Raw genomic sequence first — 20,094 nt, 5'->3', positions numbered from 1 at the left:
CATCTCACGGGGGCGCGGGGGCCGGGGCGCGCGGGCCGGTCCGTACGATGGACGGGTGCCCGAGACCCTCGCCCCCGCCCCGCAGACCACCTCCCCGACGCTGCCCGCGGCCGTCCTGTGGGACATGGACGGCACTCTCGTGGACACCGAGCCGTACTGGATCCGGGCCGAGCAGGAGCTCGTCGCGGAGCACGGCGGCACCTGGACGCACGAGCAGGCGCTGCAGCTCGTGGGGAACGCGCTGACGGTCTCCGCGACGATCCTGCGCGACCAGGGCGGGGTCGACCTGCCGGCCGACGCGATCGTCGACCGCCTGCTGGGTCAGGTCGTGGAGCAGGTCCGTGAGCGGGTGCCGTGGCAGCCGGGTGCGCTGGACCTCCTCACGAGCCTCGCCGAGGCGGGCGTGCCGTGCGCGCTGGTGACGATGAGCTACTCGGCCCTCGCGGAGGAGGTCGTGTCGCGCGGCCCCGCCGGGGCGTTCACCACGCTCGTCACGGGCGACCAGGTGACCCGGGGCAAGCCGGACCCCGAGCCCTACCTGGTCGCGGCCGAGCGGCTCGGCGTCGACGCCGGGGCCTGCGTCGCGATCGAGGACTCGCCCACCGGCATCGCCTCGGCGCGGGCCGCGGGCATCGCGACCCTGGGCGTCGAGGCGGTCGTGCCCGTGCCGCACCTGGACGGGCTCAGCCGCGCCGCGTCGCTGGAGAAGGTCGACGTCGCGACGCTGTCGCGCATCGGCGCCGGCGAGGTCGTGGACCTCACGCTCTGACGGGGTCGTCGTCCGGCGCCACGTCAGGGATCGCGCCGAGGACCACGTCCGAGGCCGCGCCCCCGGGGTCCACCCCGAGCCGTTCGCGCAGCGCGCCCGGCGGGATCGCGGGCGGCGTGCCGCCGAACGCGGGACACAGCGCCTGGTGGGCGCACCACCCGCACAGCCTGCTGCGGCGCGGCCGCCAGTCGCCGGTGCGGGCGGCGTCCTGGATCGCCGACCACAGGGCGCGCACCTTGGTCTCCGTGGCCTCGAGCTCCCGCTCGGCCGGCTCGGCGCGCAGCACCTGGCCGTCCCCGAGGTAGAGCAGCTGGAGCATGCGCGGCAGGTCGCCGCGCTCGCGCCACAGCACCAGGCCGTAGAACCGCATCTGGAACAGGGCGGAGCCCTCGAAGCCGGGCCCGGGCGCGCGGCCCGTCTTGTAGTCGACCACCCGCAGCGCGCCGTCGGGCGCGACGTCGAGCCGGTCGACGATCCCGCGCAGCACGGGCCCGTCGTCGAGCGCCGTCTCGACGCGCAGCTCCCGGGACGCGGGCTCCAGCCGGTTGGGGTCCTCGAGCGTGAAGTAGGTGCCCACGAGCCGCCGCGCCCGGCCGAGCCACTCCGTCGGCGTGGTGTCGGCCGCGTCGCCGCCGTCGTCGAAGAGCGTCGCGTACCGCGGCTCGGCCTCGACGAGCCGCTCCCACTCGACCGGCAGCAGGGCGGCCGCCGCCTCCGGCGTGCGCTCGCCGCGCGGCGCGTCGTAGAGCCGTTCGAGCACGGCGTGCACCAGCGTGCCCCGGGCGGCGGCGGACGCCGGGGGCTCGGGCAGCCGGTCGACCACGCGGAAGCGGAACAGCAGGGGGCAGCGCATGAAGTCGGCCGCGCGGGACGGCGACAGCGCCGGGGCCCGCGACGCCGTCGGCGACGGGTCGGGAGCGGCGGTCGTCGTCATGCGCGCCACCTTACGGGCGAACGGTGACAGGCCGTCCCGCACCGGCCGACGATCGGTCGACGGTCAGCCAGCCCGGATAGCCTGGCCGGGTGACCTCTCGCTCCCGGGGATGGGTGGTCGGCCGCATCGCGGGCGCGCCCGTCCTCGTCACCCCGTCGTGGTTCCTCGGAGCCGTCGTCCTCACCCTCGTGTTCGCGCCCTCGGTGCGGACGTGGTTCGCACCCCAGCTGGGGACGACGGCGGTGCTCGTCGTCGCCGCCGCGTTCGTGCTGCTCCTCTTCGGGTCCGTGTTCCTGCACGAGGTCGCGCACGCCCTCGTCGCGCGGTCGCGCGGGCACCGCGTCACCGAGATCGCGCTGACGCTGTGGGGCGGCCACACGGCGTACACCGGGTCGGGCGGGCGCCCGCTCGACGGCGCCCTCGTGGCCGTGGTCGGCCCGCTCACCAACCTCGTGCTGGCGGCCGCGTTCTGGGTCGTGTACCTCCTGCAGCCGGTGTCGTCCGTCGTGACCGCGCTGCTCCTGGCCGGTGCGTTCTCGAACGCGTTCGTCGGGCTGTTCAACCTGGTGCCGGGGCTCCCGCTGGACGGCGGGCAGATCCTCGAGTCCGCGGTCTGGGGCGCGACCGGCTCGCGCACGCGGGGCACGCTCGCGGCGGGCTGGGTCGGACGGGTGGTGGCGGTCGGCGTGCTGGTCGTGGCGCTGCTGTGGCCGCTGCTCGAGGGGCGGAGGCCCTCGTGGGTGACGGTCGCGTGGGCGGCGCTCATCGGCGCGTTCCTGTGGTCCGGCGCGGGCGACGCGATCAAGGGTGCGCGGACCAGGGCCCGGGTCGCGACGCTGTCCGCGCGCGGCCTGGCCGTGCCGGCCGTCGTGCTCCCCGTCGCCGCCACCGTCGCCGGCGTCTCCGAGGCGGCGGCGCGGCAGCCCGGCGCGGTCGTGGCCGTCGTCGGGCCCGCCGGGGAGCCCGTCGGCTGGGTGGACCCGACCGCGGTCGCGAACGTGCCCGCGGGTCAGGCCGCCGCCACGCCGGTGGAGGCCGTCGTCGTCCCGTTCCCGCCCGGGTCCGCGGTGAGCCCCGAGCTCGAGGGCGACGACCTCCTCGACCGCCTCGCCCGCGGCTCGTCCGGGGCGCGCGTGGTGCCGGTCGTGGACGCCGGCCGCCTGACGGGCGTGCTCGACGTCGCCCGGGTCGCGGCCGCGCTCCGCCGATGAGGTGGCGGGAGGCGGGCCGGTAGACTCGCCCGTCGTGACCTCCGCCGACGCCACCGTGCCCGAGAACCGCCCGACCGCCGACCCGACCGGCCGCGCCACGGGTGCGGACCTGCGCCGCGGGCCCCTGCGCGAGGGCGACCGGGTGCAGCTCACGGACCCCAAGGGCCGCCTGCACACCATCACCCTCAAGCCCGGCGGCACCTTCCACACGCACAAGGGGTACTTCCGCCACGAGGACCTCATCGGCCGCCCCGAGGGGTGGGTCGTGACCAACACGGCGGGGATCGAGTACCTCGCCCTGCGCCCCCTGCTGAGCGACTACGTGCTGTCCATGCCGCGCGGCGCCGCCGTCGTCTACCCCAAGGATGCGGGCCAGATCGTGCAGATGGCGGACATCTTCCCGGGCGCGCGCGTCGTCGAGGCCGGCGTCGGCTCCGGTGCGCTGACCATGTCGCTGCTGCGCGCCGTGGGCGACGCGGGCGAGCTGCACTCCATCGAGCGGCGCGAGGACTTCGCGGCGATCGCGCGCGGCAACGTCGAGTCGTTCTTCGGCGGCGAGCACCCGGCGTGGCGGCTGTCGGTCGGCGACCTCGCCGACGTGCTGCCCACCGTGGCCGAGCCGGGCAGCGTCGACCGCGTCGTCCTCGACATGCTCGCGCCCTGGGAGAACGTCGACCCGGTCGCGCGGGCCCTCGTCCCCGGCGGCGTGCTCATCTGCTACGTCGCGACCGCCACGCAGCTGTCCCGCACGGCCGAGGACCTGCGCGCCGACGGCCGGTTCGCGGAGCCGCAGGCGTGGGAGTCCATGGTGCGCGGCTGGCACCTCGAGGGCCTCGCGGTCCGCCCGCAGCACCGGATGATCGGGCACACCGGCTTCCTCGTCACGGCGCGGCGGCTCGCCGACGGTGTCACGCCGCCGGAGCGCACGCGGCGCCCGGCCAAGGGCTCCTACCCCGCCCCCGACGCCGAGTGGTCGGAGGAGGAGCTCGGCGAGCGCGCCGTCTCGGACAAGAAGATCCGCCGCGTCCGTCGCGACCTCGGCGTCGCCCCCGACGACGCGCAGGGCTGACGGCCCACGGGCGGTCGTCGGCAGGTCACCGGGAGGTCTCGGTCGTGTGAACCTCGCGACCGCTCCGTGAAATGAACCCCCGGACGACCGTGTTGATGTCTAGGGTGCTGTACTCCGGGGACGCCTTCCCGCCCGGGGAGGCGGTCACCCGGGCCGCACGAGAGGGGATGCGATGTCCGACAACCCTGTCCGCCCGGAGCCTCGACCGGAGCAGCCGGCGCTGCCCACCGGACCGAGCCACGACGCACAGCTCGCCCTCCTCGCCGCCAAGAACGAGCGGCTCGCCGAGGCGCTCCGCGCCGCCCGCGACCAGATCGTGGAGCTCAAGGGCCAGATCGACGAGCTCGCCAAGCCCCCGGGGACGTACGCGACGTTCCTCGCCGCGCACGACGACGGCTCGGTCGACATCTCGTCGGCCGGCCGGAAGATGCACGTGCAGGCGAGCCCGGGCCTCGACGTCGCCGAGCTGCGCCCCGGGCAGGAGGTCAAGCTCAACGAGGCGATGACGGTCGTCGAGGTCGGCGGCTACGAGCGCACCGGCGAGCTGGTGACCGTCAAGGAGGTGCTCGACGCCGAGCGGGTGCTCGTCGTCGGGCGTGCCGACGAGGAGCGGGTCGTGCGCCTCGCCGGGTCGGTCGCCGACGCGGAGCTGCGGGTGGGCGACGCGCTCACGGTCGACGTGCGCAGCGGGTTCGTCTACGAGGTGGTGCCGAAGTCGGAGGTCGAGGAGCTCGTCCTCGAGGAGGTGCCCGACATCGCCTACGAGGACATCGGTGGGCTGGGGCCGCAGATCGAGCAGATCCGCGACGCCGTCGAGCTGCCGTTCTCGCACCCCGACCTCTTCCGCGAGCACGGGCTGCGGCCGCCCAAGGGCGTGCTGCTGTACGGCCCGCCCGGGTGCGGCAAGACGCTCATCGCGAAGGCGGTGGCCAGCTCGCTGGCGGGGATGGTCGCCAGCGCGCAGGGCGGCGACCCGACGGCCAAGAGCTACTTCCTCAACGTCAAGGGCCCGGAGCTGCTCAACAAGTACGTGGGCGAGACCGAGCGGCACATCCGCCTGATCTTCGCCCGCGCGCGCGAGAAGGCGACGCAGGGTGCGCCCGTCGTGGTGTTCTTCGACGAGATGGAGTCGCTGTTCCGCACCCGCGGCACGGGACTCTCCTCGGACGTCGAGACGACGATCGTGCCCCAGCTGCTCGCCGAGATCGACGGCGTCGAGCGGCTCGACAACGTCATCGTCATCGGCGCGTCGAACCGCGAGGACATGATCGACCCGGCGATCCTGCGGCCCGGCCGCCTGGACGTGAAGATCAAGATCGAGCGGCCGGACGCCGAGGGCGCCACCGAGATCTTCGGCAAGTACCTCACCCCCGAGCTGCCCATCCACCCCGACGACCTGGCCGAGCACGGCGGCAGCCAGAACGAGGCCATCGGGGCGATGATCCGCAGCGTGGTGGAGCGGATGTACTCCGAGGACGAGGAGAACCAGTTCCTCGAGGTCACGTACGCGTCGGGCGACAAGGAGACCCTGTACTTCAAGGACTTCAACTCCGGCGCGATGATCCAGAACGTCGTGGACCGGGCCAAGAAGTCGGCGATCAAGGACTTCCTGGCCACCGGGCAGCGCGGCATCCGGGTCGAGCACCTCCTGTCGGCGTGCGTCGACGAGTTCAAGGAGAACGAGGACCTGCCCAACACCACCAACCCCGACGACTGGGCGCGCATCAGCGGCAAGAAGGGCGAGCGCATCGTCTTCATCCGCACGATCGTCCAGAAGAAGGGCGGCGACGGCACCCCGCGCACCATCGACACGGTGACCAGCACGGGGCAGTACCTGTAGGACGTGCCCGCCGCGGGTGACGCCAGATCGAGGTACCCGTCCCGAGATCGACCCACCGTGGGTCGACTTCGAGACGGGTACCTCGATCTCGTTCCCGGCCACCTAGGGTGGTGGCGTGAGCGTTCGTCGCGTGATGGGGATCGAGACCGAGTACGGCGTGCTGGCACCGGGGCGGCCGATGGCCAACCCGATGCTCATGAGCTCGCAGGTGGTCATGACGTACCGCGCCCTGGTGGCGCGGGCGGGCGCCCGCCCGCCGGCCCGCTGGGACTACGACGACGAGGACCCGCTGCAGGACGCACGCGGGTTCCACCTCCAGCGCGCCTCGGCGCACCCCTCGCTCCTCACCGACGACCCGTCGCGCCCCGCGCCGTCCGGACCCTCGTCGTCCGGCCCGACGTCCGGCAGCACCCCCGCGTCGGCCCAGGTGGCCTCCGCGGCGGGCACGCCCGGGGCGTCCCGCGGTCGGGCGCGCCCCGTCCGGCAGGAGCCGGAGGAGGTGGAGCGGCCGTCGGTCGAGGACTACGACGACCCGAGCGCCGCGAACTGCATCCTCACCAACGGCGCGCGCCTCTACGTGGACCACGCGCACCCGGAGTACTCGTCGCCCGAGGTCACCGGGCCGCGCGACGGCGTCCTGTGGGACGTCGCGGGGGAGCGGGTCATGCTCGCGGCCGTGCGGTCGCTCGCGGAGGTGCCCGGCGGCGAGGTGGTGCTCTACAAGAACAACGTGGACGGCAAGGGCGCCAGCTACGGCACGCACGAGAACTTCCTGGTGGACCGGGCGCTGCCGTTTGGCACGCTGGTCGAGCTGCTGACGCCGTTCCTCGTGACGCGGCAGGTCTTCGCCGGGTCGGGGCGGGTCGGCCTCGGCCCGACGGGCTCGGAGGCCGGCTTCCAGCTCTCGCAGCGTGCCGACTACATCGAGGCGGAGGTGGGCCTCGAGACGACGCTGCGTCGCCCCATCGTCAACACCCGCGACGAGCCGCACGCTGACCGCACGCGGTGGCGCCGCCTGCACCTCATCATCGGCGACGCCAACCTGTTCGAGGTCGCGACCTTCCTCAAGCTCGGTACCACCTCGCTGGTGCTGTGGGTGCTCGAGCACCTCGACGAGCTGGCCGAGGCGGGCGTCCCCGCCCGGGAGGAGCTCGCCGCCCTGCGGCTCGCCGACCCGGTCGCCGACGTCCAGCGGGTGTCGCGCGACCTCACCCTCGCCGCCCCCCTCGAGCTCGCCGACGGCCGCCGGCTCACGGCGCTGGGGATCCAGGAGGCGTACGCCGACGTCGTGGCCCGGTCGGTCGCGGCGCTCGCGGCAGCGCGTACGACAGGGGGTACGGCAGCCTCCGGCGGGCCGGGCGACGACGAGACCGCCGCGGTGCTGGACCGCTGGCGCTCGGTGCTCCACCGGCTGGGCACGGACCCGTCGACGTGCGCGCGCGAGGTGGAGTGGGTGGCGAAGCACCGGCTCCTGGAGCGGATGCGGTCGCGGGACGGGCTCGGCTGGGACCACCCCCGGCTGCACGCGCTGGACCTGCAGTGGACGGACGTACGGCCCGAGCGCGGCGTCTACCACCGGCTCGTCGCGTCGGGCGCCGTGGAGCGGCTCGTGGACGACGAGCGGGTCGCGGACGCGGTGCACCACGCCCCGGCGGACACGCGGGCCTGGTTCCGTGGCGAGGTGATGGCCCGGTACGCGGACCAGGTGTCGGCGGCGAGCTGGGACTCGGTGATCTTCGACGTCCCGGGGGCCGCGGCCCTGCAGCGGGTGCCGATGCTCGATCCCTCCCGCGGCACCCGTGCGCACATCGGTGCGCTCCTGGACGCCAGCCCGGACGCGGCGGCGCTGCTCAAGGGGCTGCGCGGCGACGGGTGACCGCCTGACCGGCGACGACGTCGTCCGGACCGTGCCCACCCCGTGCCCACCACGGGCCCCAGCCGTGCCCCGTCCGTGCACGGGGTGGAGTCGTTCAGCCCTGGGCGCAACCGGCGTGGACGTCGCCGCGCGGTGTCGGTCGCAGCGCATAGGCTGGCGTCGCGAGACTCTCCCGGAGCTCCTTGTCGGGAGCTCCGCAGCAGCGAAGGAGGCGGACCATGGCCGGTCAGGAACGGATCAACCCGCAGCACGAGGACCGCACGCCCGACGACGACGCGGACACCCCCGCCCCGGTCGCCCCGGCGGCGACCGAGCGCGACGCCGAGGTGGACGCCCTGCTGGAGGAGATCGACGAGGTCCTCGAGACGAACGCCGAGTCGTTCGTGCGGGGCTTCGTGCAGAAGGGCGGTCAGTGAGCGCCCATGACCCACGCTGACACCTCGGGACGGCTGCCGGACGCGTTCCTGCGCCCCGGCTCGTCCTCGTTCGTGGACTTCCTCGCGGGCCACGCGCCCGACCTGCTGCCCGGGCGTCGCGACGTCGGCGGCGCGAGCGCCGACGGGCTCGCCCCGCACGCCACCACCATCGTCGCGCTGACCTTCGGCACCGACGACGGCGGCCGCGGCGTGATCATGGCGGGCGACCGCCGGGCCACGGCGGGCAACCTCATCGCCAGCCGCGAGATGGAGAAGGTCTTCGCCGCCGACGCGTACTCGGTGGTCGGCATCGCGGGGTCCGCGGGCGTGGCGATCGAGCTCGTGCGGCTCTTCCAGCTCGAGCTGGAGCACTACGAGAAGATCGAGGGCTCCCTGCTCTCCCTCGACGGCAAGGCCAACCGCCTGTCGACGATGATCCGCGGCAACCTGCCCCTCGCCCTGCAAGGCCTGGCCGTCGTGCCGCTGTTCGCGGGCTACGACCTCGACCGCGGGTACGGGCGGCTGTTCAGCTACGACGTCACCGGCGGCCGGTACGAGGAGCACGACCACCACACGGTCGGCTCCGGCTCGGTGTTCGCGCGCGGCGCGCTGAAGAAGCTGTGGCGGCCCGGGCTCGACGCCGACGCGGCGGTCGGCGTCGCGGTCGAGGCGCTCTACGACGCGGCCGACGACGACAGCGCGACCGGCGGCCCCGACCCCGTGCGCCAGATCTGGCCCGTGGTGAACGTCGTGACCGCCGACGGCGTGCGCCGGGTGGCGGACGAGGAGCTCTCCGCGACGGTCGAGAGGATCGTCGACGAGCGCGGGGCCGCCCACCGGGCCGCCCACGGCGACCGCCCCGCCGGCGGTCCCCGGACCGGGAACCAGGGGGGTGCGCGCGCATGACGATGCCGTTCTACGTCTCGCCCGAGCAGCTGATGAAGGACCGGGCGGACTTCGCCCGCAAGGGCATCGCCCGTGGCCGGTCCGTCGTCGTGCTCGCGTACGAGGGCGGGATCGCGTTCGCCACGGAGAACCCGTCGCGAGCGCTGCACAAGATCTCGGAGATCTACGACCGCATCGCGTTCGCCGCGGTGGGCAAGTACAACGAGTTCGAGAACCTGCGGGTCGCCGGGGTCCGCTACGCCGACCTGCGCGGGTACTCCTACGACCGCACCGACGTCACCGCGCGCGGGCTGGCCAACGCCTACGCGCAGACGCTGGGCACGGTGTTCACCACCGAGTCCAAGCCGCTGGAGGTCGAGCTGGTCGTGGCGGAGGTGGGGGACAGCCCGGCTGCCGACCAGATCTACCGGCTGTCCTACGACGGCTCCGTCGCGGACGAGCACGGGCACGTCGTGATGGGCGGCCAGGCGGAGCAGCTGGGCGCGCGCGTCGGCGAGGCCTGGCACGAGGGGATGACGCTGCCGCAGGTGCTCGCGCTCGCGGTGCGCACCCTCGGCGCCGTGGGGTCGGACGGTTCCGTCGCCGCCGAGGGGGAGGAGCGCGAGATCGCGCCCGCCGGCCTCGAGGTGGCGGTGCTGGAGCGCGCGGGCCGGCGGCGGGCGTTCCGCCGGCTGCAGGGCGCGACGCTGGCCGGGCTGCTCGAGCAGCCCGGTGAGTGAGACTGGCGATTGAGACGGGCGAGCAGGTCGCACCGTAGTCGGGCACCAGGTGGGGCAGCAGGTCGGGCAGCAGGGCCGAGCGAGGGGAGACGTCGTGGACCGCAGGATCTTCGGTCTGGAGACCGAGTACGGGGTGACGTGCGCGGCGGACGACGGGCGCGGCCTGTCCGCGGACGAGGTGGCCCGCTACCTGTTCCGCAAGGTCGTGGCATGGGGGCGGAGCTCGAACGTCTTCCTGCGCAACGGCTCGCGCCTCTACCTCGACGTGGGGTCGCACCCCGAGTACGCGACGGCGGAGTGCGACGACGTGCACCAGCTCGTGGCGTACGACCGGGGCGGCGAGCGCATCCTCGAGGGGCTGGTGGCCGACGCGCAGCAGCGGCTGGAGCACGAGGGCCTGTCCGGCAAGGTGCACCTGTTCAAGAACAACACCGACTCCGCGGGCAACTCCTACGGCTGCCACGAGAACTACCTCGTGCGCCGGCAGGGCGACTTCTCGCGCCTCTCCGAGGTGCTCGTGCCGTTCCTCATCACCCGCCAGGTGCTCACGGGTGCGGGGAAGGTGCTCGCCACCCCGCGCGGCGCCGTCTACTGCCTGTCCCAGCGCGCCGACCACATCTGGGAGGCCGTCTCCAGCGCCACCACCCGCTCCCGGCCGATCATCAACACGCGCGACGAGCCGCACGCCGACGCGGAGAGCTACCGCCGCCTGCATGTCATCGTCGGTGACTCGTCGATGGCCGAGCCGACCACGATGCTCAAGGTGGGCGCCACGGACCTCGTGCTGCGCCTCGTCGAGGCGGGCGTGCCGATGCGCGACCTCACCCTCGAGAACCCCATCCGCGCGATCCGCGAGATCAGCCACGACCGCACAGGCCTGCACCCCGTCCAGCTCGCCAACGGCCGCACCGCCACCGCCGTCGACATCCAGTGGGAGTACTTCCACCGCGTGCGCGAGCACGTCGACGCGCACGCCGGCGCCACCCCCGTCGTCAAGCAGGTGCTGGACCTGTGGGAGCGCGGGCTGCGCGCGCTGGAGTCCCGCGACCTGTCCCTCGTGGACCGCGAGCTCGACTGGGTCATCAAGCTCAAGCTCATCGAGCGGTACCAGGCCAAGCACGACCTGCCGCTCGACGACCCCCGCATCGCGCGCCTCGACCTCGCCTACCACGACATCTCCCGCACCGAGGGGCTGTACAACCTGCTCGCCGCGCGCGGCATGGTGGAGCGCGTGGTCACCGACCTCGAGGTGTTCGAGTCGACGGCGGTGCCGCCGCCCACGACGCGCGCCAAGCTGCGGGGCGACTTCGTGCGCGCCGCGCAGGAGGCGCGCCGGGACTACACCGTGGACTGGGTGCACCTGAAGCTCAACGACCAGGCGCAGCGCACCGTGCTGTGCAAGGACCCGTTCAAGAGCGTGGACGAGCGCGTCGATCGGCTGATCGAGTCGATGTAGGTCGGGCGTGGGCGCGGCCGCTCGGAGGTCGGGCGCGGACCGCTGATCAGGGGTGAGCGGCGGGCGTGGCAGACTGTCGCGGTGCTCCGCCGTCTGACCCTTTTGATCTCGCTGCTGCTCGGTGGCGCGCTCGTGCTGGGCGGGTGCGGCTCGTCGCTGCTGGACGACCTGGGCAAGCGGCCGTCGTCCGCGCCGTCGGCGGCGCCCGTGCAGGTCTCGGGGGCGGTGGGGGAGCCGCCCGCGCTCGACTACGAGCAGCCGTACGACGTCGTGCAGGCGGGCGCGCGGACGGTGTGGCCCGGGTCGGGCGAGCCCGTGGTGGACGGCGAACCCGTGCTGCTGAACATGTACGCCGAGGACGGGCGCGACGGCACCGTCATCTCGAGCACGTACATCGACGCGCCGGGGTGGTACTCGATGTCGCCCGAGTCGCTCGGCTCGAACCTCTACGACACGCTGCGCGGCCAGAAGGTGGGGGCGCGGATGCTCCTGCTCGAGCAGGACGGCGACGTGCCCGTGATCCTCGTCGTCGACGTGCTGCCGACGCACGCCTCCGGCGCCGAGGTGAGCGCGGCGAAGGGACTCCCGACCGTCAAGCGCGGCGACGGCGGCGCACCGAGCGTGACCGTGCCGCGGAAGGCCGACGCGCCCGCCGACCTGCAGGTGCAGCCGCTGGTGCGGGGCACCGGGCCGCAGGTGCAGGTGGGGCAGGTCGTCACGATGCGGTTCACCGCCGTGCGGTGGAGCGACGGCCGGCAGTTCGACACCACGTGGACCGCCGGGACGCGACCGCAGTCCGCGACGATCGGCATCGGCCAGCTCGTCGACGGCCTCGACCAGGGGCTGGTCGAGCAGACCGTGGGCTCGCAGGTGCTGCTCGTGGTCCCCCCGAGCCTCGGCTACGGTGGCACCAGCAGCGACCTCGCCGACGAGACCCTGGTCTACGTCGTGGACATCCTGGACGCGCACTTCCAGGTCACCGAGGACGAGTCGACCGGCAAGGGCAAGGGCGACGACGGCGGTGACCCGGAGCAGAAGTCCGGCCCGGGCTCGGACGAGCCCGCCGGGAGCGACGACAGCAGCAAGGAAGGGTGAGTCCCGCATGTCCGTGGCCGTCCGCGTGATCCCGTGCCTCGACGTCGACGACGGTCGCGTCGTCAAGGGCGTCAACTTCACGAACCTGCGCGACGCGGGCGACCCCGTGGAGCTCGCGTCCCGGTACGACGGCGAGGGTGCCGACGAGGTGACCTTCCTGGACGTGTCCGCGTCGTCGGGCGGCCGCGACACGATGATCGACGTCGTGCGGCGGACCGCCGACCAGGTCTTCGTGCCCCTCACCGTGGGCGGCGGCGTGCGCTCGACGGAGGACGTCGACCACCTGCTGCGCGCCGGCGCCGACAAGGTGGGCGTCAACACCGCCGCCATCGCGCGGCCCGAGCTGGTCGCGGAGATCGCGGCCCGCTTCGGTCGGCAGGTGCTGACCCTGTCGGTGGACGCCCGCCGCGTCACCGGCGAGACGGTGACCCCCTCGGGCTTCGAGGTCACGACCCACGGCGGTCGCCGCGGCACGGGCATCGACGCCGTCGAGTGGGCGGCGCGGGTCGCCCACCTGGGCGCGGGCGAGATCCTGCTGAACTCGATGGACGCCGACGGCACCACTGCGGGCTTCGACCTCGAGATGCTCGCCGCCGTGCGGGAGAAGGTCGACGTGCCGCTCGTGGCGTCGGGCGGCGCGGGGACCCCGGAGCACTTCGTCGCCGCGGCCCGCGCGGGCGCCGACGCGGTGCTCGCCGCGAGCGTCTTCCACTTCGGCGCGCTGACGGTCGGTCAGGTCAAGACGGCGCTGGCCGAGGCGGGCATCGAGGTGCGGAGGTGAGCGCGGGGTCGGTCGGGCGACTGGCTCGCCGGCCGTGAGCGGAGCCGTCACGACCGCGCTCACGGGGTCGAGGCTGCGCCGCTCGACGGCGCTCGTGTGGCGCGGCATGCGCTCCGAGCCGCGCCTGTACGTGCTGGCCGTGGGCGCGTCCGCGGTGTTCGGCGCCGCCACCGTCGCGGTGAGCCGCGCCGTGGGCTGGGCCACGGACGCGGTCGTCGTCCCCGCGATCGCGGGCGACCCCGACGCGCGCTCGCGCATCTGGGTCGCCGGGCTCGTGCTCGCCGCGGTGGCGCTCACCCTCGCTCTCGGCGTCGCCGGTCGGCGCATCTGGGCCGGCTACGGGTTCGCGGCGATCCAGGCGCACCACCGGCGCGGGCTGTCCCGGCAGTACCTGCGCCTGCCCGTGTCGTGGCACCGCGCGCACCCCGCGGGCCGGCTGCTGTCCGCGGCGAGCGCCGACGTCGAGGCCGCCACCGGAGTCTTCAATCCCCTGCCCTTCGCGCTCGGCGTCGTGGTGATGATCGGGGTCGCTGCGGGGATGCTCCTCGCCGTCGACGTGTGGCTGGCCGTCGCCGCCCTGCTGGTCGTGCCCGCCGCGATCGCCGCGAACGTCGTCTTCCAGCGGCACATGACGCCCGCCGTGACGCGGGCGCAGCAGCTGCGGGCCGAGGTGGCCGACGTCGCGCACGAGTCCTTCGAGGGCGCGCTGCTCGTCACGTCGCTCGGCACCGCGGACCGCGAGGAGCGGCGGTTCGCCGAGCGTACGGACGCGTTGCGTGCCGCGAACGTGCGCGTCGGCACCGTCCGGGCCGTCTTCGACCCGGTCATCGAGCTGCTGCCCTCCCTCGGCACGCTGGCCGTGCTCGGCGTGGGCACCTGGCGCGCGGCCACCGGGGCCGTCGACGCGGGCGACGTCGTGACGGCGGCCTACCTGCTGACGGTCATGGCGGTGCCGGTGCGCGCGTTCGGCTGGGTGCTCGGCGAGCTGCCGCGCGCCCTCGTCGGCTACGACCGGATCGCGGGCATCCTCGACGCCCCGTCGACGCTGGTCCCGGGCACGCAGGCGCTCCCGCACGCGGCGGGCGGCCTGGCGGTGCGCCTCGAGGGCGTCGGCGTCGACGTCCCGGCGGCCGGCACGACGGTCACCCTGCTCGACGGCGTCGACCTCGACGTGGCGCCCGGGAGCACGGTCGCCGTCGTCGGGAGCACCGGCGCGGGCAAGACGACCCTCGTGTCGCTGCTGGCGCGCCTCAGCGACACGAGCCGCGGCCGGGTGCTGCTCGACGGCGCGGACGTCCGCGACCTCGCCGCGGGCGAGATCCCCGCCCAGGTGGCGCTCGTGACGCAGCAGACGTTCGTCTTCGAGGACACGGTCCGCGCCAACGTGACCCTCACCGACCCGGGCGACGACGGCGCCCCCGACGACGCCGAGGTCTGGGAGGCGCTGCGTGTCGCCCGCGTCGACGACGTCGCGCGCGCGCTGCCCGGCGGGCTCGACGCGCCCCTGGGCGAGCGAGGGGCCAACCTGTCCGGCGGGCAGCGGCAGCGGCTCGCCGTCGCGCGGGCGCTGGTCCGCCGGCCCCGGCTGCTCGTGCTCGACGACGCCACGTCCGCGGTGGACCCGCGCGTCGAGGCGGAGATCCTCGGCTCCCTCGCGTCGGCGCGCGGCGGCGGGGGCGACGCACCGGGCACGACCGTCGTCATGGTCGCCTACCGCATGTCGTCGGTGGCGCTCGCGGACGTCGTCGTGCACCTCGAGGGCGGCCGCGTCGTCGACGTCGGGCCGCACGCCGACCTGCTGGCCCGGGACCCGGGCTACCGCGCGCTCGCCACCGCGTACGAGCAGGAGACGGAGCGCCGGGCGCGCGAGCTCGCGGACGAGGCGGCCGCCGGGGAGCGGCTGCCGGGGGACGAGCAGCTGGAGGGGACACCGTGAGCACGACGCGCATCGCCGCCGCCAGCGAGTTGGGCGTCCTCGCCACGCTCCGCCGGGGCGTGCAGATCTCGCCGCAGATCGTCGACGGCCTGTGGCTCACCCTCGCGCTCGCCGTGCTGGCGGCCGCGGGGCGCGTCGTCGTGCCGGTCGCGGTGCAGCGCACGATCGACGACGGCATCCTTGCCGGAGGCGGGCCCGACGCCGGTCGGGTGGCGCTCCTGACCGGTCTCGCCGCGGGGGCGGTCGTCGTCGCGGGGCTGTGCACCGCGGTGGTCAACGTCCGCCTGTTCCGCCGGACGGAGGCCGGGCTCGCCGCGCTGCGGGTGCAGGCGTTCCGGCACGTGCACGACCTGTCCACCCTCGCGCAGGGCACCGAGCGCCGCGGCGCGCTCGTGTCCCGCGTCACCTCCGACGTCGACACGATCTCGCTGTTCGTCCAGTGGGGCGGCATCCAGCTCCTCGTGTCGACGCTGCAGGTGCTCGTGGCCACCGCGCTCATGGCCGTGTACTCGTGGCAGCTCACCCTGGTGGTCTGGGCGTGCTTCGTGCCGCTGTTCCTGGTGCTGCGCCGCGCGCAGGGCACGGTGAACCGCGCGTACGCGGCGGTGCGGCAGGCCGTCGGCGCGATGCTCGGCGCGATCTCGGAGGCGGTCGTGGGCGCGGAGACGGTGCGCGCGTACGGCGTGGCGGCGCGGACCGGACGCCGGGTCGACGCGGCCGTCGAGCACACCCGCGCCACGCAGGCCCGCGCCCAGCTCCTCGTCTCGTCGGTGTTCTCGAGCGGCGTGCTGGTCGCCAACCTGGTGCTCGCCGTCGTCGTGGTGGTGGGCACGCTGCTCGGCGTCGGCGGCGGCCTGACCGCGGGCCAGGTGGTCGCGTTCCTGTTCCTCGTGCAGCTCTTCACCGGCCCCGTGCAGCAGGCCACGGAGATCCTCAACGAGCTGCAGAACGCCGTCGCGGGCTGGCGGCGCGTGCTCGCGGTGCTCGAGACGCCCCTCGACGTCGCCGACGCCGACGACGCCACGGCGAGCCCGCGCGGCCCGGCCGCGGTGACGCTGCGCGGGGTGCGGTACGCCTACCCCGACGGGCCCGAGGTGCTGCACGGGGTGGACCTGGAGCTGCCCGCGCGCCGCAAGGTCGCCGTCGTCGGGCGGACGGGCTCGGGCAAGACCACCGTCGCGAAGCTGGTCGCCCGCCTCATGGACCCCACGGCCGGGGAGGTGCTGCTCGACGGCGTCGACCTGCGCCGGCTGACGCTCGCCTCGTTGCGCGAGCGCGTCGTGCTCGTGCCGCAGGAGGGGTTCCTGTTCGACGGGACGGTGGAGCAGAACGTCGCCTACGGGCTGCGCCCGGACCCGCCGTCCGACCCCGCCGAGACCCGGGCACGCGTCACCGGGGCCGTGGACGCGCTCGGCCTCACCGACTGGGTGGCCGGGCTGCCGCAGGGCCTCGACACGCCCGTCGGCCAGCGCGGCGAGGCGCTGAGCGCGGGGGAGCGGCAGCTCGTCGCCATCGCGCGCGCCTACCTCGCGGCGCCCGACCTGCTGGTGCTGGACGAGGCCACGTCGGCCGTCGACCCCGCCGCCGAGGTGCGGATCGCCCGGGCGCTGGACTCGCTCACCTCCGGCCGGTCCACCATCACGATCGCCCACCGGCTCTCGACGGCGGAGGCCAGCGACCTCGTGGTCGTCGTCGACGACGGGCGCGTGGTCGAGGTCGGCGGGCACGCCGAGCTGGCGGCCGCGGGCGGCGTCTACGCGCGGATGCACGCGAGCTGGGTGGCACAGACCCGCTGACCGTCCGGGCCGGTGCGGGACTGCCGGACGGGGGCCCCGCGGCCCCGCCGGGCGTGGGAAGATGCACGGGTGCCCGACCTGACCGATGCCCCCGTGCCCGCGCTCGACCCGGGGGTCGCCGACCGGCTCAAGCGCGACGAGCACGGCCTCGTCGCCGCGATCGTCCAGCAGCACGACACGGGCGAGGTCCTCATGCTCGGCTGGATGGACGACGAGGCGCTGCGCCGCACGCTCACCGAAGGCCGCGTGACGTTCTGGAGCCGGTCTCGCGAGGAGTACTGGCGCAAGGGCGACACGTCCGGGCACGTGCAGCTCGTCCGCTCCGTCGCGCTGGACTGCGACGGCGACGCCCTGCTCGTGCGCGTCCACCAGGTCGGCGCCGCGTGCCACACCGGCACCCGCACCTGCTTCGAGGCGGGCGGCGACCTGGGCGCCGTCGTCGGCCCCGACGCGCCGGCCGCCTGATCCCGCCCCTCGTCCCTGCCGCCGGCACCGACGACGCACCCAGCCCAGCAGATCAACCCGACCAGCCCCGACCAGCCCGACGATCCTCAGGAGGACCGGTGACCACGCCCACCGTCGCGCAGCCCCACCCCGCCCCGCGCCCCGCCCCCGTGGCGGGCCCGTCGGAGCAGGACCTGGCGTGGGGCGCGACGTGGCCGGGGCTCGGCACGTTCCGCGCGCTGGCCGCCGACCGCCGCGTGATCCCCGTGGTGCGGCGCGTGCTGGCGGACGACGTCACCCCGGTCGGCCTGTACCGGACGCTCGGCCAGGACCGCCCGGGCACCTTCGTGCTCGAGTCGGCGGAGTCGTCCGGCGGCTGGTCGCGCTGGTCGTTCGTGGGCGTCGACTCGCGCGCCACGCTCACCGCGCAGGACGGCCGCGCCGTCTGGCACGGTGACGTCCCGGCGGGCATCCCGCGCGAGGGCGACGTCGTCGACGTGCTCGGCGCGGCGCTCGAGGCGCTGCGCACGCCGCCGATCGAGGGGCTGCCCCCGCTGACCGGCGGGCTCACGGGTGCGCTCGGCTGGGACGTCGTGCGGCACTGGGAGCCGACGCTCCCCGCGAACGCGCCCGACGAGCTCGGCGTGCCGGAGGTGGCCCTGAGCCTCGCGACCGACCTCGTGGCGGTCGACCACCACACGGGCTGCGCGTGGCTCATCGCCAACGCCATCAACGGCGACGGCACGGACGAGCGGGTCGACGAGGCCCACGCCGACGCCGTCGCCCGGCTCGACGCGATGCAGGCGCGGCTCGCCGCTCCGGCGCCGCCGCAGCCCACCGTGCTGCGCAGCCCGGACGAGGTGGCCGAGCCCGCCCTGGAGTTCCGCTCCACGCGCGAGGAGTTCGAGTCCGCCGTCCGCACCGGGCAGGAGGCGATCCGCGACGGCGAGGTGTTCCAGGTCGTGCTGTCCCAGCGCCTCGGCCTGGACTGCCCGGCCGCGCCGCTGGACGTGTACCGCGCGCTGCGCACCATCAACCCGAGCCCGTACATGTACTACTTCCGGCTCACCGGCCCCGACGGGCGCGACTTCTCGGTCGTCGGCTCCAGCCCGGAGACGCTGGTGAAGGTGACCGACGGGCACGTGACCACGTACCCGATCGCCGGGTCGCGCCCGCGCGGGGCGACGGTCGAGGAGGACGTGGCGCTCGGCGAGGAGCTGCTCGCCGACCCCAAGGAGCGCGCCGAGCACCTCATGCTCGTCGACCTGTCGCGCAACGACCTCGTCAAGGTCTGCGAGCCGACGTCGGTCGAGGTGGTCGAGTTCATGGCCACCCGACGGTTCAGCCACATCATGCACCTGTGCTCCACGGTCGTCGGCCGCCTGCGGGCGGGCGCGACGGCGCTCGACACCCTGCGCGCGACGTTCCCCGCGGGCACCCTCTCGGGGGCGCCCAAGCCGCGGGCCATCGCCCTGATCGACGAGCTGGAGCCCGCCTCCCGCGGGATCTACGGCGGCACCGTGGGCTACCTCGACTTCGGCGGCAACATGGACATGGCCATCGCGATCCGCACCGCGTGCATCCGCGACGGCCGGGCGTGGGTGCAGGCCGGCGGCGGCATCGTCGCCGACTCGGTGCCCGCGCTCGAGTACGAGGAGTCGCGCAACAAGGCCGCCGCGGCGGTACGCGCGGTGCAGCTGGCCGCACGGTTCCGGGCGCTCTGAGCACGGCACGGACAGCGCGACGGACGGACAGGCAGACATGGACGACGCAGCACGGACCACGCACGAGGGGCACGGCGGTCGCCCGCCGGGTCGCGGGCCGCTGCGCGCGCGGGCGCGGGCGGTGTGGTCGGTGGTGGCGGTCGGCGGGCTCACGCTCGCGACGGCCTCGCCCACCTGGGTGAGCACGACGGTGTCGACGGCCCTCGAGCCCACGGTCGACGTCGCGGTCACCGGCACGACGGCGGCGCCGGCGGTCGGCGCGGCCGCGCTCGTCGTGGTGGCGGGCGGCGTCGCCCTCGCCATCGCGGGCCGCGTGGCGCGCTGGGTCGCGCTGGTCGTGGTCGCGCTCGCGGGCGCACTGGCCGCCGCCTCGGCCGCGGCCGTGCTGCTCGACCCGGTCCCCGCCGCGACGTCGGGTGCGTCGGCGACCGCCGGCGTGACCGACCTCACGTCGCCCGTCGCCGTCGCCGTGTGGCCCTGGCTGACCGCGATGCTGGGCGTCGCGGCCGTGCTCGTCGCGGCGCTCGCGGCGGCCGGCGCACCCGCCTGGGGAGCCACCTCCGGGCGCCACGAGCGCGCCGACGCCGAACCCGGTACCGGCGACACGGACGGCACGGACCTCCGCAGCGGGTCGGCGCCGTCGGGGGACCACCCCGACGCGCCTGGTCAGCACGACCCCCATGACGCGTGGGACGCGCTCTCCCGGGGAACGGACCCGTCCGCGGACCGCTAGGCTGGACCGCGCACCACGTCACGAAAGGGCATCACATTCCAATGACCGACAACCGCAACGCCGAGGTCGCCTACCTGCCCCCGGCCGTCCCGCCCACGAACCACGGCCACACGACCGCCGCGTGGACGGCGATGATCGGCATCATGCTGGGCGTGGCCGTCGGCGCCGTCGGGATGCTGCCCCCGGTCCCGGACGCGGTGGTCTGGGTCGGCGCCGTGATCGTGGCCGCCTCGCTCGTGCTCGGCCTCGTGCTCCGCAACATGGGCCTCGGCCAGCCCAAGGACGGCGTGACGCCGCGCCGGGCCTCCTCCGGCCACTGAGCCCCTCCCGGCGGCGGCCACGACCGCCGGCCGGCGCGACGACGGCGCGCTCCCGACGAGGGGGCGCGC

18 protein-coding genes are annotated in these 20,094 nt (G+C 75.0%); 17 read left to right on the top strand and 1 reads right to left on the bottom strand.

Annotated features, from left to right (window positions below):
- The first annotated feature begins 55 nt into the window (after positions 1-55).
- The gene (locus tag ACFWEK_RS00560; RefSeq protein ID WP_430546185.1) at positions 56-769 is read left to right on the top strand and encodes an HAD family hydrolase; all 714 of its coding nucleotides are present in this window, start codon (positions 56-58) and stop codon (positions 767-769) included.
- On the opposite strand, the gene ACFWEK_RS00555 is transcribed toward ACFWEK_RS00560, so the two are convergent.
- Positions 759-1,703 carry a RecB family exonuclease gene (locus ACFWEK_RS00555; protein ID WP_430552719.1) on the bottom strand — a complete coding sequence of 315 codons (945 nt, stop codon included), beginning with the start codon at positions 1,701-1,703 and terminating at the stop codon, positions 759-761. The genes ACFWEK_RS00560 and ACFWEK_RS00555 overlap by 11 nt on opposite strands.
- A gap of 89 nt (positions 1,704-1,792) precedes the next feature.
- Between ACFWEK_RS00555 and ACFWEK_RS00550 the strand changes: the two genes are divergently transcribed.
- The 16 genes from ACFWEK_RS00550 (at position 1,793) to ACFWEK_RS00475 (ending at position 20,025) form a co-directional block, all read left to right on the top strand.
- Positions 1,793-2,914 (top strand): site-2 protease family protein, encoded by a 1,122-nt coding sequence (locus tag ACFWEK_RS00550; protein ID WP_430552718.1) that lies wholly within the window; start codon positions 1,793-1,795, stop codon positions 2,912-2,914.
- 34 nt (positions 2,915-2,948) lie between these two features.
- Complete coding sequence (locus tag ACFWEK_RS00545) at positions 2,949-3,983, top strand: tRNA (adenine-N1)-methyltransferase (RefSeq protein WP_430546182.1); 1,035 nt, start codon at positions 2,949-2,951, stop codon at positions 3,981-3,983.
- A gap of 172 nt (positions 3,984-4,155) precedes the next feature.
- The gene (gene arc, locus ACFWEK_RS00540) at positions 4,156-5,823 is read left to right on the top strand and encodes a proteasome ATPase (RefSeq protein WP_430546181.1); all 1,668 of its coding nucleotides are present in this window, start codon (positions 4,156-4,158) and stop codon (positions 5,821-5,823) included.
- 133 nt (positions 5,824-5,956) lie between these two features.
- Complete coding sequence (gene dop / locus ACFWEK_RS00535) at positions 5,957-7,699, top strand: depupylase/deamidase Dop (RefSeq protein ID WP_430552738.1); 1,743 nt, start codon at positions 5,957-5,959, stop codon at positions 7,697-7,699.
- A 218-nt stretch (positions 7,700-7,917) separates the two neighbouring features.
- Positions 7,918-8,115 (top strand): ubiquitin-like protein Pup, encoded by a 198-nt coding sequence (locus tag ACFWEK_RS00530; RefSeq protein WP_079575068.1) that lies wholly within the window; start codon positions 7,918-7,920, stop codon positions 8,113-8,115.
- A gap of 6 nt (positions 8,116-8,121) precedes the next feature.
- Complete coding sequence (gene prcB / locus ACFWEK_RS00525) at positions 8,122-9,021, top strand: proteasome subunit beta (protein WP_430546180.1); 900 nt, start codon at positions 8,122-8,124, stop codon at positions 9,019-9,021.
- Positions 9,018-9,740 carry a proteasome subunit alpha gene (gene prcA / locus ACFWEK_RS00520; RefSeq protein WP_430546179.1) on the top strand — a complete coding sequence of 241 codons (723 nt, stop codon included), beginning with the start codon at positions 9,018-9,020 and terminating at the stop codon, positions 9,738-9,740. Before prcB ends, prcA begins: the two co-directional genes overlap by 4 nt.
- 94 nt (positions 9,741-9,834) lie before the next feature.
- A complete protein-coding gene (gene pafA, locus ACFWEK_RS00515) occupies positions 9,835-11,196 on the top strand; it encodes a Pup--protein ligase (protein WP_430546178.1) in 1,362 nt (453 codons plus the stop codon).
- Positions 11,197-11,277: 81 nt separating this feature from the next.
- Complete coding sequence (locus ACFWEK_RS00510) at positions 11,278-12,291, top strand: FKBP-type peptidyl-prolyl cis-trans isomerase (RefSeq protein WP_430552717.1); 1,014 nt, start codon at positions 11,278-11,280, stop codon at positions 12,289-12,291.
- A gap of 7 nt (positions 12,292-12,298) precedes the next feature.
- Positions 12,299-13,072, top strand: coding sequence for an imidazole glycerol phosphate synthase subunit HisF (hisF, locus tag ACFWEK_RS00505; RefSeq protein ID WP_430552716.1), 774 nt, complete (start codon positions 12,299-12,301; stop codon positions 13,070-13,072).
- Between the two features lie 106 nt (positions 13,073-13,178).
- Complete coding sequence (locus ACFWEK_RS00500) at positions 13,179-15,008, top strand: ABC transporter ATP-binding protein (RefSeq protein ID WP_430546341.1); 1,830 nt, start codon at positions 13,179-13,181, stop codon at positions 15,006-15,008.
- A complete protein-coding gene (locus ACFWEK_RS00495; protein ID WP_430546175.1) occupies positions 15,005-16,804 on the top strand; it encodes an ABC transporter ATP-binding protein in 1,800 nt (599 codons plus the stop codon). The genes ACFWEK_RS00500 and ACFWEK_RS00495 overlap by 4 nt, the downstream gene beginning before the upstream one ends.
- 69 nt (positions 16,805-16,873) lie before the next feature.
- Entirely contained in the window at positions 16,874-17,269 is a 396-nt protein-coding gene (gene hisI / locus ACFWEK_RS00490; protein ID WP_430546174.1) for a phosphoribosyl-AMP cyclohydrolase, read from the top strand.
- Between the two features lie 149 nt (positions 17,270-17,418).
- Positions 17,419-18,972: an anthranilate synthase component I gene (locus ACFWEK_RS00485; protein WP_430552737.1), complete on the top strand. Its 1,554-nt coding sequence runs from the start codon at positions 17,419-17,421 to the stop codon at positions 18,970-18,972.
- A 37-nt stretch (positions 18,973-19,009) separates the two neighbouring features.
- Complete coding sequence (locus ACFWEK_RS00480; RefSeq protein WP_430552715.1) at positions 19,010-19,705, top strand: Trp biosynthesis-associated membrane protein; 696 nt, start codon at positions 19,010-19,012, stop codon at positions 19,703-19,705.
- Positions 19,706-19,746: 41 nt separating this feature from the next.
- Positions 19,747-20,025, top strand: coding sequence for an HGxxPAAW family protein (locus ACFWEK_RS00475; protein WP_430546172.1), 279 nt, complete (start codon positions 19,747-19,749; stop codon positions 20,023-20,025).
- Positions 20,026-20,094: the final 69 nt, after the last annotated feature.

The organism is Isoptericola sp. NPDC060257 (genome assembly GCF_042726645.1).
GTDB lineage: Bacteria > Actinomycetota > Actinomycetes > Actinomycetales > Cellulomonadaceae > Isoptericola > Isoptericola nanjingensis.
Note: the sequence above shows the minus strand (reverse complement) of the source record. Positions and strands in the feature narration are given on the sequence as shown.

Excerpts from the sequence above, each read along its gene's own strand:
- ACFWEK_RS00475 (WP_430546172.1), top strand. The coding sequence starts at position 19,747 with ATGACCGACAACCGCAACGCCGAGGTCGCCTACCTGCCCCCGGCCGTC.
- ACFWEK_RS00555 (WP_430552719.1), bottom strand. The coding sequence starts at position 1,703 with ATGACGACGACCGCCGCTCCCGACCCGTCGCCGACGGCGTCGCGGGCC.
- arc (WP_430546181.1), top strand. The coding sequence starts at position 4,156 with ATGTCCGACAACCCTGTCCGCCCGGAGCCTCGACCGGAGCAGCCGGCG.
- hisF (WP_430552716.1), top strand. The coding sequence starts at position 12,299 with ATGTCCGTGGCCGTCCGCGTGATCCCGTGCCTCGACGTCGACGACGGT.
- prcA (WP_430546179.1), top strand. The coding sequence starts at position 9,018 with ATGACGATGCCGTTCTACGTCTCGCCCGAGCAGCTGATGAAGGACCGG.
- prcB (WP_430546180.1), top strand. The coding sequence starts at position 8,122 with ATGACCCACGCTGACACCTCGGGACGGCTGCCGGACGCGTTCCTGCGC.
- ACFWEK_RS00480 (WP_430552715.1), top strand. The coding sequence starts at position 19,010 with ATGGACGACGCAGCACGGACCACGCACGAGGGGCACGGCGGTCGCCCG.
- ACFWEK_RS00530 (WP_079575068.1), top strand. The coding sequence starts at position 7,918 with ATGGCCGGTCAGGAACGGATCAACCCGCAGCACGAGGACCGCACGCCC.
- ACFWEK_RS00500 (WP_430546341.1), top strand. The coding sequence starts at position 13,179 with ATGCGCTCCGAGCCGCGCCTGTACGTGCTGGCCGTGGGCGCGTCCGCG.
- dop (WP_430552738.1), top strand. The coding sequence starts at position 5,957 with ATGGGGATCGAGACCGAGTACGGCGTGCTGGCACCGGGGCGGCCGATG.